12 protein-coding genes are annotated in these 12,333 nt (G+C 56.8%); 7 read left to right on the forward strand and 5 right to left on the reverse strand.

The window, feature by feature from the left end; all coding sequences use genetic code 11:
* Nucleotides 1-6: 6 nt before the first annotated feature.
* The 3 genes from scpB (at nt 7) to rluB (ending at nt 2,692) form a co-directional block, all read left to right on the forward strand.
* A complete protein-coding gene (gene scpB, locus CKW26_RS21855) occupies nt 7-993 on the forward strand; it encodes an SMC-Scp complex subunit ScpB (RefSeq protein WP_095050146.1) in 987 nt (328 codons plus the stop codon).
* Between the two features lie 143 nt (nt 994-1,136).
* Entirely contained in the window at nt 1,137-1,328 is a 192-nt protein-coding gene (locus CKW26_RS21860) for a DUF1289 domain-containing protein (protein WP_034153249.1), read from the forward strand.
* A 143-nt stretch (nt 1,329-1,471) separates the two neighbouring features.
* Nucleotides 1,472-2,692: a 23S rRNA pseudouridine(2605) synthase RluB gene (rluB, locus tag CKW26_RS21865; protein ID WP_095050147.1), complete on the forward strand. Its 1,221-nt coding sequence runs from the start codon at nt 1,472-1,474 to the stop codon at nt 2,690-2,692.
* Nucleotides 2,693-2,881: 189 nt separating this feature from the next.
* Here the strand turns inward: rluB and CKW26_RS21870 are convergent, their stop codons facing one another.
* Together CKW26_RS21870 and CKW26_RS30090 are read right to left on the reverse strand one after the other, a co-directional pair.
* On the reverse strand, nt 2,882-3,847 hold the full coding sequence (locus CKW26_RS21870) for a leucyl aminopeptidase (RefSeq protein WP_095050148.1): 966 nt from the start codon (nt 3,845-3,847) through the stop codon (nt 2,882-2,884).
* A gap of 71 nt (nt 3,848-3,918) precedes the next feature.
* Nucleotides 3,919-4,056, reverse strand: a complete 138-nt coding sequence (locus CKW26_RS30090; RefSeq protein ID WP_003222780.1) for a hypothetical protein — start codon at nt 4,054-4,056, stop codon at nt 3,919-3,921.
* An 893-nt stretch (nt 4,057-4,949) separates the two neighbouring features.
* On the opposite strand from CKW26_RS30090, the gene CKW26_RS21875 reads away from it, so the two are divergent.
* Nucleotides 4,950-6,368: an amino acid permease gene (locus CKW26_RS21875; RefSeq protein WP_095050149.1), complete on the forward strand. Its 1,419-nt coding sequence runs from the start codon at nt 4,950-4,952 to the stop codon at nt 6,366-6,368.
* Nucleotides 6,369-6,435: 67 nt separating this feature from the next.
* Here CKW26_RS21875 and glyA read toward each other — a convergent pair whose 3' ends face one another.
* Complete coding sequence (glyA, locus tag CKW26_RS21880; RefSeq protein ID WP_095050150.1) at nt 6,436-7,785, reverse strand: serine hydroxymethyltransferase; 1,350 nt, start codon at nt 7,783-7,785, stop codon at nt 6,436-6,438.
* 515 nt (nt 7,786-8,300) lie between these two features.
* Between glyA and CKW26_RS21885 the strand changes: the two genes are divergently transcribed.
* Both CKW26_RS21885 and CKW26_RS21890 read left to right on the forward strand, forming a co-directional pair.
* Nucleotides 8,301-8,924, forward strand: a complete 624-nt coding sequence (locus CKW26_RS21885; protein ID WP_176471290.1) for a helix-turn-helix transcriptional regulator — start codon at nt 8,301-8,303, stop codon at nt 8,922-8,924.
* A complete protein-coding gene (locus tag CKW26_RS21890; protein ID WP_093439557.1) occupies nt 8,908-9,783 on the forward strand; it encodes a queuosine precursor transporter in 876 nt (291 codons plus the stop codon). Before CKW26_RS21885 ends, CKW26_RS21890 begins: the two co-directional genes overlap by 17 nt.
* 54 nt (nt 9,784-9,837) lie before the next feature.
* On the opposite strand, the gene queC is transcribed toward CKW26_RS21890, so the two are convergent.
* Nucleotides 9,838-10,536 carry a 7-cyano-7-deazaguanine synthase QueC gene (gene queC / locus CKW26_RS21895; protein WP_095050151.1) on the reverse strand — a complete coding sequence of 233 codons (699 nt, stop codon included), beginning with the start codon at nt 10,534-10,536 and terminating at the stop codon, nt 9,838-9,840.
* 157 nt (nt 10,537-10,693) lie between these two features.
* Between queC and arfB the strand changes: the two genes are divergently transcribed.
* Nucleotides 10,694-11,107, forward strand: coding sequence for an alternative ribosome rescue aminoacyl-tRNA hydrolase ArfB (arfB, locus tag CKW26_RS21900; protein ID WP_095050152.1), 414 nt, complete (start codon nt 10,694-10,696; stop codon nt 11,105-11,107).
* Here arfB and CKW26_RS21905 read toward each other — a convergent pair.
* Nucleotides 11,104-12,291: an MFS transporter gene (locus tag CKW26_RS21905; RefSeq protein ID WP_176471293.1), complete on the reverse strand. Its 1,188-nt coding sequence runs from the start codon at nt 12,289-12,291 to the stop codon at nt 11,104-11,106. The two genes, arfB and CKW26_RS21905, sit on opposite strands and share 4 nt — an antisense overlap.
* Between the last annotated feature and the right edge of the window lie 42 nt (nt 12,292-12,333).

The raw sequence follows: 12,333 nt of genomic DNA on the forward strand, positions 1-12,333 counted from the left end.
CGAAACATGAACCTGACTGAACCCCGCGAGCTGGCCCCCCTGCTTGAAGCCTTTCTGTTGGCCTCGGGAAAGCCGCAATCCCTTGAGCGTCTGTTTGAACTGTTTGAAGAAGGCGAACGGCCCGAGCCTGCGGTCTTCAAGAAAGCCCTGACCCTGCTGGGCAAGTCCTGCGAGGGCCGTGCTTTCGAGCTCAAGGAAGTCTCATCGGGCTATCGCTTGCAGATCCGCGAAAAGTTTTCGCCGTGGGTCGGCCGCTTGTGGGAAGAGCGCCCGCAGCGTTACTCCCGCGCCTTGCTCGAAACCATCGCGCTGATCGCCTACCGTCAGCCGATCACCCGTGGCGAGATCGAAGACGTGCGTGGCGTGGCGGTGAACAGCAATATCGTCAAGACCTTGCTGGAGCGCGAGTGGATCCGTGTTGTTGGTTACCGCGATGTGCCGGGCAAACCGGCGATGTTTGCCACCACCAAGATGTTTCTCGATCACTTCAACCTGAAGAACCTCGAAGACCTGCCGCCGCTGGCCGAATTGCGCGAAATGGAAACTGACCCGGTGCTTGATTTCGACGACGCTCCGGTGCCGCAGGGCTTGCAGGAACTGGCCGATGCCAGCGCCGAGCCGGAAGAGGAGAAGGAAGAGACCAGTTTCCATACCTTGCTGTTGGAGCTGGACAGCATGGAGGAGGGGATCAAGACCGACTTCGATGATTTGCTGCGGGATGCGGTGGATGGTGAGGCGGGCGACAGTGACGTGCCGACGAACGAGCCTGAAACCGAAGTCGCTGAGCCAGCGATTGAAGTTGAACTTGAAGCAGAGCCAGAAGCCGAACCGGAAGAGGACATTCTTGGCGTCGCCGAAGCCCGCGAAAAACTATTGGCCGCCGTCGCCGCGCTCGAACAACCCGCGCCAGAACCGGAGCTAAGCGAAGAAGTAGCCGAAGCCCGTGCCCTGGCCGAAGCCATCGAGGCCGAACGCCGCGAATTGGAAGACTGACCCGCCCTGCCAAACACCGCGATCCCCTGTAGGAGTGAGCCTGCTCGCGATAGCGGTGTATCTGTCAAGAAGATGTTGACTGACACACCGCTATCGCGAGCAGGCTCACTCCTACAAGGGATTTGTGTTTTTCGGAGACCTCGATGAGTTCCACCAAAGACCCGTGCATCAGCCTCTGCAAATTCACCGACGACATCTGTCTCGGCTGCGGCCGCAGCAAGCGCGAAATCAAAGCCTGGAAGAAACTCGACAAGGACGACAAGCGCAGCGTACTGGCCGAAGCCGCGCTGCGCCTGATCAAACTCGGTGGCGCCGGTCGGCGGAAAAAGAAATAACCTTGGCCTGATCGACTAGTCTCTGATGCGCGATGGCGCACATCCGCGTATGATTCGCGACCCTTCGCCGATCCCTTCGGCTAAGTACCCAGATTTCAATGCTTCAGGCGCCGCCTGAACAGACCACACCGGGAGGTGCCCAGATGAGCGACATCATTCAGAAAGACGACCAGGAAATCGGCCCAGCAGGCGAAAAACTGCAGAAAGTCCTCGCCCGTATCGGCGTCGGCTCGCGCCGTGACGTGGAATCCTGGATCAGCCAGGGCCGGATCAAGGTCAATGGCAAAGACGCCACCCTCGGTCTGCGCGTCGACATGCACGACGCCATCACCATTGATGGCAAGGTGATCAAGCGCGAAGAAGCGGCCGAATCGGTCCGCCGCGTGATCATGTACAACAAACCCGATGGCGAGATCTGCACCCGTGACGACCCTGAAGGCCGTCCGACCGTGTTCGACAAGCTGCCGCGTCCGAAAGAAGGTCGCTGGATCAACATCGGTCGTCTCGACATCAACACCACCGGTCTGCTGATGTTCACCACCGACGGTGAGCTGGCCAACCGTCTGATGCACCCGTCCTACGAGATGGACCGTGAGTACGCCGTGCGCGTACGCGGTGAAGTCGACGACGAGATGATCGAGCGCCTGAAGGCCGGCGTCGTGCTGGAAGATGGCCCGGCGAAGTTCACCGACATCAAGCAGGCGCCAGGCGGTGAAGGCTTCAACCACTGGTATCACTGCGTGGTGATGGAAGGCCGTAACCGTGAGGTTCGTCGTCTGTGGGAATCGCAGGGTCTGGTGGTCAGCCGTCTGAAGCGCGTGCGTTTCGGTCCGGTGTTCCTCAACTCCGACCTGCCGATGGGGCGCTGGCGCGAAATGAGCCAGTACGAAGTCGACATCCTCAGTGCTGAAGTCGGCCTGACGCCGGTAGCGATGCCGCAACTGAACGCCAAGAGCAAAGACAAGCTTGAGCGCATGCAGCGCAAATCGTCGCGGCCGATGGCCAAGACCGAGCGCGTTCGTACGCTGCGTCCAGCCGCTGGCGCGCCGACCGGTCCGCGCCCAAGCCGTGAACCGCAGATCGAAGGCGAGCGTCCAGGTCGCAAGCCAGTAGCCCGTGACGGCGAACGCGCTCCGCGTCCGGCCAACGGTCGCACTGAGCGTGGCGAGCGTGGTGCACCTGCCGGTCGTGGCACGCCTGTGGCGGATCGTCCAGCGGACACCACCAACAAGCGCCCGGCCAAACCTGCGCCGAAGCGTCCGGGGATCAAGCTGGTTGACGGTGACAAGCCGTCGGGCAAGCGTCGTGGCGCACCGGCCGGTTCCGGTCAGCGTCCGGGGTTTGGTCGTAAAAAGCCTGAGTGATCGGGTTTAGCGCCAAATGAAAAAACGCCAACCGCAGGGTTGGCGTTTTTTTTCGTCTGGCGCACACCGATCGTTCCAACGCTCTGCGTGGGAATGCCTCAACGGACGCTCCGCGTTCGGCTCTAGAGGGACGCGGAGCGTCCCAGGCTACATTCCCACGCGGAGCGTGGGAACGATTAAATCTTGGGGCTAGAACACAAAACGCCCATCAAACACCGGCTTGTCATCCAGCGCCAAAACACCGCCGGAGAAGATCAGGTCCAGGTGATGACTGCCCTTGGCGCCACCGCCCAACCCAAGATGCAACCCACAATGCCGCTCCTCAAACCCGGCATTACGCGCATACAAATCCTTCACGCCTTCATTGGTGCCAATCCCCAACTCCTCAATCCGCCGGTTCGACGGATTGGCGTCCAGGTACTTGTTGAAGTCATGCTCCAGCCCCGGCACCTCCGTGGCGATGCGGCTGATGGTCGAGTTCTCGATCCACAGTTCCAGTGGTGATTCCAGCACACCGTACTTGCGCGCAAACGGGATGGTGCTGAGGAACGTGCCCTTGAACTTCACATGGCCGTTGATGGCCTCGCTGTGCGTGGCGATTTCGCCGGGGGCCAGGTCAAAGTTGCCGACACCGTTGATATCGGTCCACTTCTTGATGCTGCTCAGCGGCGTTTCAAACCATGAGCCGTCATCGTCCTTGAAACTCAGCGTGGTCGCGTGGGACATACGCTGGATCAGGTGACTGTTCAGTCCGGCAATCCGCTGCGGGGTGACGCTGAAGGTGTCATAGAAATAATCGCCGTAATCCTTGAACAGCAGCGACTTCTTCCAGTTCTCCGCCATCACCGCTTGCAGCGCGCGCACGAACTCCGGGCCGTCGGGGCGTGGGTTGGGCAAGGTGGAAGAGTCGTAGAAAAAAATGTACAGATCGCTGTCGGTGATTGCCGAGGTCAGCGTTGCGGTGCTGTCCAGGTCCAGACGTCGGGTGCTGAACTGGAAACGAGGATGATCGCCTGCCTGTTCGGCGATCGCGCCGGTCAGCGCTTCGTAATCAGCCGTGTGGCCGAGCAATACCTTCGCCGAGTCGATGCCGGCAAGGGCGGGGTGGTGTTCGAGGTAGTAAAGGAAATGCGAGATCGCGCGGGGCTTATCCATGAATCCTCCCTGACTGACCGTGTAAAAAGCGGCAGGCACGACCGGCCGGATCGTGCCTGCCCGGAGATGTCTTACAGAGGCCACATCGCCGTGCCGAACGGAACTACCGCGTCGGCTTGCATCATTTCTACAGCCGCCTCGTGGGTCGGTGCTTCAAACCATTCGTCCAGTTGCAGTTCGGTATCCAAGTCTTTTTCCAGTGCTTGCATGGTCGATCTCCTAGATGACATTCACGGTTGTGACTGGCCGGTCGAGGTGGCCGGCAAGACGTGAAGAACCTAGTTCAGGGTTTTTTGTAATGCAAAAAATTATTCATTTATTTTTTAAATAGACTTTTTATTCTGTTTTTCGGCGGCAGTTTTCTTATTTGAAAACAAAAAACTAAACGGCACGTTTCATTAGCAAGCTAGCTACCGTCAATTTGCAGACGTCTGACGGATATTTCTGAAATGGAAACTCTGCGTTACGCGTCGTAAAGAAATGTTTACAAAAAAGCCGTTAAAACCGAGTGAAACCAACCCGTCATGAGCGCTGTAAGGAAAAGCTGCCGAAGCCTGCTCCGCCGCGGGCCGGACAAGGCTCTGGCACGCTTGTTTCAGCATCGTTTGCAGGGTGATATGCGCCCCATGCCTGTCGTGCAGGTGCATAACAAGAAGGAGGCGCAATGAACGCCGTGACTGATCTCCATCTCTCTCCGTGGGACGGTTTTTTCCTCGTCCACGCCGATGGCCTGCAAAGGCCTGACTCAATTTTTGCAGCCGCTCGAGTGTCTCGAGGCGGACACACGCAATCCCGGCAACCGCCACGCTGATCCAGCGGGGTCTGGCAGCAGGGGGTTAGCGGTGTACAATGCGCCGCGTTTTAACTGTGACCCTCTGCGTAATCGCGCAAATCTCAAGGCTATCCGCCTTGTTCACTCCGTGGCGCCACAAGCGTTTCGGGTTCGATTTCGTCACAGATAAAAACAAACAGGTGACGCATGACCGTTGTAAATGAGCTGAACTCCTGGTGCCTGCGCTGGGGTTTGATCGGGGCTGCTTGAAATCGCAACCTGGCAGCAACGTCTACTGAACATCATCAAACCTTGCGTGAGACCTTTTTCATGAGTGGACAACCCTCGCAATCAGGCGAGCTGAAACGCGGCCTGAAAAATCGCCACATTCAACTGATCGCCCTCGGTGGCGCGATCGGTACCGGATTGTTCCTCGGCTCGGCCGGGGTACTGAAATCCGCCGGCCCGTCGATGATTCTCGGCTACGCCATCTGCGGCTTCATCGCCTTCATGATCATGCGCCAGCTCGGCGAGATGATTGTCGAAGAGCCGGTGGCCGGTTCCTTCAGCCATTTCGCGCACAAGTACTGGGGCGGCTTTGCCGGGTTCCTGTCGGGCTGGAACTGCTGGATTCTGTACATTCTGGTGGGCATGTCGGAGCTGACCGCGGTCGGAAAATACATCCACTACTGGGCACCGGACATCCCGACCTGGGTGTCTGCAGCGGCTTTCTTCGTGCTGATCAACGCGATCAACCTGGCCAACGTCAAAGTCTTCGGTGAGGCCGAATTCTGGTTCGCGATCATCAAGGTCGTGGCGATCGTCGGCATGATTGCGCTCGGTAGCTACCTGCTGGTCAGCGGCAACGGCGGCCCGCAAGCCTCGGTGAGCAATCTGTGGTCGCACGGTGGTTTCTTCCCCAATGGCGTTAGCGGTCTGGTGATGGCCATGGCGATCATCATGTTCTCCTTCGGCGGTCTGGAAATGCTCGGTTTCACCGCCGCTGAAGCGGACAAACCGAAAACCGTGATCCCGAAAGCGATCAATCAGGTGATCTACCGGATCCTGATTTTCTATATCGGTGCGCTGGTGATCCTGCTGTCGCTGACGCCATGGGACAGCCTGCTGGAAACCCTTAACGCGTCCGGTGATTCGTACAGTGGCAGTCCGTTCGTGCAAGTGTTCTCGATGCTCGGCAGCAACACCGCCGCGCACATCCTCAACTTCGTGGTCCTGACCGCCGCGTTGTCGGTGTACAACAGTGGCACCTACTGCAACAGCCGTATGCTGCTGGGCATGGCCGAGCAGGGCGATGCGCCGAAAGGTCTGGCGAAGATCGACAAGCGCGGCGTGCCGGTGCGGTCGATCCTGGCTTCGGCGGCAGTGACGCTGGTGGCTGTGCTGCTCAATTATCTGATCCCGCAGCACGCGCTGGAGCTGCTGATGTCGCTGGTGGTTGCGACGCTGGTGATCAACTGGGCGATGATCAGCTTCTCGCACTTCAAGTTCCGCCAGCACATGAACAAGACTCAGCAGACGCCGCTGTTCAAGGCGCTGTGGTACCCGTACGGCAACTACATCTGCCTCGCGTTCGTCGCGTTCATCCTGGGCGTGATGCTGCTGATCCCGGGCATTCAGATCTCGGTGTATGCGATTCCGGTGTGGGTCGTATTTATGTGGGTTTGCTACGTGATCAAGAACAAGCGCGGTGCGCAACAGGCCGTACCTGCGGCAGGTGCTGCCAAGTAAGCGCTGACGCAGAAACACAAAACCCGGCCTGAGTGCCGGGTTTTTTATGGGCGCAAATGTTGGACCGCTATTGATAGTCGGCGAGAGGATAGTCCCTGCACAGGGTTTCGACCTCTGAGCGAAACTGCGCGAGGAGCAGAGGTTCCAGGGTGTAATCCTGTTCGCCGAGCGGCGCTACCGTATTCAGAACCCGCACGATCAAATCGACGATCTGGCGGCTGCCGTGGACATCGACCCGGCGTTGCGCTAGAGCCGCGGTGCCGATACGCAGCCCGCTGGTGACAAGTGCCGAACGGGGATCGTCGGGTAGGCGATGTTTGTTGACGATGATCCCGCAGTGTCCCAGCGCCGCCTCCGCGATAGCCCCTGTGATGCCACCCCGCAAGCGAACCAGCACTGTGTGGTTCTCACTGCAGCCGCCGACCACTTCATAATCCTTGGCCTGAAACGCTTTGACCATTTCATCCGCCGTACTGCGGATCTGTGCCATGCAGGCATCGAATTCTGCGGACATTGCGTAACCCAGCGCGGCAGCCTTCGCTGCGATCATGTTGGCGGCGAGCGCGCCCTGCATGTGCGGGTAAACGGCTTGATCCAGCAGGCGACTGAAGGTGGTTCTCAAGCCTGGGATCTTGGTGTTTGCGTCCCGACCGCTGAGGATCACGCCACCCCGAGGTCCGGCGAGTTGCTTGTGCGTGCAGGTGACGGTGACATGTGCGGCGTCGATCGGACCTGGATGCCGTCCGGTGGCCACAAGCCCGGCGATATGCGAAATGTCGGCGAGCAGGATGGCGCCGGCTTCATCGGCAATTTCGCGAAACCGCTTGAAGTCGACTACGCGTGAATAGGCGGTGGCGCCGCAGAGGATGACGCGTGGGCGATGGGCGAGCGCCAGCAGACGCACTTTGTCGTAATCAATGAGACCGTCGGATGTCGTGCCGTACTGGATCGCCTTGTAGTAGGCGCCCGAAAACGCCGCGAGGCTGCCATGCGTGAGATGACCACCGTGTTCCACTGCCATACCCAGCAAGGTGTCGCCAGGCTCCAGCAAGGCCGTAAGGACTTGGTATATAGCGTTCGACGCTGAGTGTGGCTGCACGTTGGCGTATTGCGCGCCGAACAGTTGCCGCGCTCGGCGGATGGCCAGCGACTCGACCAGTTCGACGTTCTCGCACCCTGCACTGTGGCGCTTGCCGGACATGCCCTCTGCCGTCACGTTGACCAGCACGGAAGCAGAGGCCGCCAAGGTTCGCGGCTGGACGGCGCAGGAGGAGGAGGCCAGTGAAAGCGTGTGCTGTTGACGCGTGACTTCAGCGTCGAGAATGGCCGCCAGTTCGGCGTCTTCTGCGCGAAGATCCGCCAGGCCACGACGCAACATGTCAGCCTGGTTCTTGAGCGGTTCAGTAATGACTGCCATTGCTTGATTCCTTCCCTGGTTTTGCGAGATTTGCGCATGTCCTTGCTTGCCAGATCTGTACAGGCGAATCCGTGTTTTGACCGCTGTGAGCGCAAAACTAAACCCTGTACAGGTCCCCGTTTTTTCGTTCTTTCACTCTCGAGAATGAAGCGCCGGGTTGACGCATCATAAATTTTTCAGTGAGGAACGCCACAGAATTAATCAAAAAAATGAACATTCTTCAAAGAAAATGATTCTTTTTGTAGCCGCTGCGGGTGTAAAACGGCCATGGCATGATGCCGATTTTCAGACGCCGGGTGAAAGGCAACCGAAACTGAATAGTCAGTACAAAGGCTGAAATCATCCTGCCAGTGGGTGGGTGGCATCGCGTGAAGGCTGACTTTTTATACCGAACCCAAGGAGGGAGAATGCTATGATCCTGCGCGGCACTGACAGGGATATAACTGCAATTTCCTACCTCACTTGTGCATGTCCGGAATGATCATTCTGGGTGTGACATTGATTGCAGTTAAAAAATGGATGGCAAGCATGTGATACACAGAAGAGAAAGATCGGAGAATCTGAAAAACAACATCAAATACCTGATAAAGAGTCGCGGGGAGACGCAGTTGTCCTTGTGTCACTCCAGTGGTTTGACGCGTACCACCATCTACAACATCCTTGAAGGCAAAGTGGTCAATGTACAACAGTCCACTGTACGCAAGATTTCTGATTTCTTCGGCGTGTCTTACGAGGAAATAGAAACGATTGATTTTGAAGAGAAGGAAATCATCGAAAGCAGTATTTCGCCACAGGGGAACATGAATCCGGCGGCGGTGCCTGTCATCAAGGAAAGTATGCTGCTGCAAAGTCTGGATAAAAGAATTGGTGAACTGGCCACGATTCATCCACTGACTTACTATTTTGGCGCTTCCTTTAACCTGATTGGCGTGCTTCTGGAAAATGAAATCAGTGGCATGAACGAACCCGGCGATCTGTTGATCGTGCAGAAAGGAGCATCGACCAGCGACAGGGAAAAACTGGTGTATGACAAAATCACAGCGAAGTTATCTATAAGCCATGAAGGCAGCTTTGATACGGATCGTGTATGCGTGATCGGAGATGTAATCGAGGAACGATTTAATGGATTGCAGTGTTGAAATGGAAAACAGCAAGTACAAATTGCTGGGGTTCGAAAATGGAAAAAGCCTGGCCGTTATCATGGTCATTGCGACAGGCAAGATAATTAAAATAAAACTGAGTGAAGTGTTGAATAGTGAGATTATGGATAATCTGAATAAAATCGAAGTGAAAAACCTCTACAAGAAGTTCTACTCCCAGGGTGGGGCGCTGACGGCTTACGAAATCAATGATCGTCATGAGAGTTCCTGGATGATCTACATCATCCTGAACTTGATGTTGTTCACGCTTTATATCTTCACCAGTATTGCAGCGACTAAACCGATCTATCTGGATTACTTTGACATTGTCGTGACCCCGGGAACCTTTCTTTACCCGCTGACCTTTCTGATCGTTGACCTGTTGAACGAGACCTTTGGTCTGCGGTTGGCGCGCCGGGCAATTCTCTTTGCGTTCATCAGCAATGCGGCGATTATCATTCTATTGGCGATCACCACCCATTTGCCGGGGTTGCCGGGGTGGAAGCTCGATGGACCTTACAACGACGTGATCAGTCAATTGTCTTCTGTTCTGGTAGCGTCTTCGATATCGTTTCTGGTGTCCGAAAACATCAACTCGTATCTGTTGTGCAAGATCAAGGAACTGACCAACTCCAGATTCCTGTTCTTGCGCGTATTCTTGAGTACATTGTTTGCAGTAATCATCGACAGCTTTCTGTTCTGTTACATCGCATTCTATGGAACGATGGAGAACAGTGCGATCTTGAGCATGATCTATGTGCAGATCGCGATCAAAGTGGGTTTTGCTTTCTTTAATATCATGCCCGCTTATGGGGCGCGGTCGCTGTTCAAGAAGTATTTGACAGGAAGCCAGGTTTGATCGAATAGCAGAAGCGCTCGCTTGGATTGTCCAGGCGAGCGTTTTTTTTGTGCCTTATTTTAGTTTGAGTTTCAATTTCAAACTGTTGGTTACCTGCTCTTTGTTCTCCAGGAACTCGCTGAGGCCTTTCGCGCGAAGATTGCACGCGTCACAGTCGCCGCATCCGCTTCCAGCTATACCGTTGTAGCAGGTCAGCGTGTGATGACGAATCAGGTCAAGTTGATTGTGGTAATCAGCCAGCGCCCAGGTTTCGGCTTTGTTCAGCCACATCAGTGGCGTTTCCAGACGTAACTTGTAATCCATGCCCAGTTCAAGCGCGTTGTTCAACGCCTTGACGAACTCATCGCGGCAATCCGGGTAACCCGAGAAGTCGGTTTCGCAAACGCCGGTAATGACTGTTCGGGCTTGAACTTGATACGCATAGATAGAAGCGAGGGTCAAAAACAGAATGTTTCTTCCCGGTACGAAAGTGCTGGGCAGACTTTCTCCGGAGCTGTTGACGGTCGGCACGGGAATGTTGTCGCGGGTCAGGCTGCTGATCGCCAGTTCATTCAGCAGAGAGACATCCATTACCTTGTGAACGGTCACGCCAAGCTGTTTGCAAAGTTGCTGGGCAACTTCAATTTCCGCGTGGTGACGCTGACCATAATCAAAGGTAATGCAGTGGACTTCATCGTAGTGGGTCAGTGCATGGATCAGGCAGGTCGTAGAGTCCTGGCCACCACTGAAAACGATAACTGCCTTGTTGCTCATAAGTCTGCTTCCTGCATTAAACGGGTAAATTTAAAGGTCGCAATGGTAACTCGAAATGATGCTCGATATAAGTGCGCTGGAAGTTGCGCCCGCAGGCCGCAGGTCGCTTTGCAGCTAATCGCGGTATCCTGTGCACTCTGATTACGGACGTTTTTCCATGCTGGTGATTTCCAACAACGTGCATCTTCCCGATGCCGAGATCGAACTGACGGCCATCCGCGCGCAAGGTGCCGGTGGGCAGAACGTCAACAAGGTTTCCAGTGCGGTGCACCTGCGCTTCGACATTCCGGCCTCGTCCTTGCCCGAGTTCTACAAGGAGCGGCTACTGGCGTTGCGCGACAGTCGCATCACCAGCGATGGCGTGTTGATCATCAAGGCCCAGCAATACCGTACGCAGGAGGCCAACCGTGCCGATGCGCTTGAGCGTCTGGTCGAGCTGATCCTCAGCGCCACCAAAGTCGAAAAGAAACGCCGCCCGACCAAGCCGACCCTCGGATCGAAGAAGCGCCGGCTCGAATCGAAAACCAAGCGCGGCAGCATCAAGGCCGGGCGCGGCAAAGTGGACTTCTAGTCTTCGCGGTACTTGGCCGTGTGCTTGTACAGATACACGCTCAAGGCCAATCCGCTCAATGCAGCGAGAGCGGCGAACAGGAAGATCGAAGCAAAGCCGAAGCCTGCCGCAATCGCCCCGGCCAATGGCCCGGTGATCCCCAGCGACAAATCAATGAACAGCGAATAAGCACCGACCGCTGCGCCACGGCTTGAAGCCGGCACCAGATTCACTGCCTCCACACCCAGCGCCGGGAACACCAGCGAGAAACCAAACCCGCTCAGCGCCGCACCGGCCAGCGCCCAATGTGCGTCCGGTGCCAGCCACAACAGCAGCAGGCCCAGTGTCTCCACCGACAGGCAGGCAATCGCCACGCGAAAGCCGCCGAGGCGGTTGATCAGATTGCCGAACAGCAGGCGCGCACCGATGAAGCTGGCACCGAACAGGCTCAGGCACAGCACGGCGTTGTCCCAATGCTGTGTGGCGTAATACAGGGTGATGAAAGTGGCGATGGTGCCGAAGCCGATCGAGCCCAGCGCCAGGCCGCAACCGTGGGGAAACACTTTACCGAGCACATGCATGAACGGCAGGCGTTCACCCGCCACAATCGGTGCGGCGGTTTTCGGCCAGGCCAACGCCAGACCAAGAATCGCCAGCAAGATGATGCTGACGCCCATGCTCCACAAACCCAACTGGCCGACCAGCCACACACCGAACGGTGCGCCAACCGCCAGTGCGCCATAACTGGCGATGCCGTTCCAGGAAATCACTTTGGCGGTGTTTGCCGCGCCAACCCGGCCAATGCCCCAGCCGATCGAGCCGGAACCGACAAGGCTTTCAGCGCTGCCCAGCACCAGGCGACCGATCAACAGACTGATCAAACTGAGCATCGGCATGCTCGGGGTCCACGCCGAAATCAGCATGAACACACCGCTCAAGCCACACCCGGCCAGGCCAATCATCACTGCGCGTTTGCTGCCCTGGTTGTCGATGATCTTGCCGGCGTACGGGCGGCTGAGCAGGGTGGCGAGGTATTGCACGCTGATCACCAGACCGGCGATCACCGCACCAAAGCCCAGATCGCTGTGCACATAACCTGGCAGCACCGCGAGCGGAATGCCGATGTTCAGATAACCGATAAAGGTGAAGAGGACGATAGAAACGACTTGCAGCGTGACCGCCAGGGGGCGCTGGGGCTCGGACATAGAGGACGACATGGGTAACGATCCACAGGAACGGCAGATTAG

The sequence above is a fragment of the Pseudomonas sp. Irchel s3h9 genome, from assembly GCF_900187475.1.
In the GTDB taxonomy this organism is placed as follows: Bacteria; Pseudomonadota; Gammaproteobacteria; order Pseudomonadales; family Pseudomonadaceae; genus Aquipseudomonas; species Aquipseudomonas neuropathica.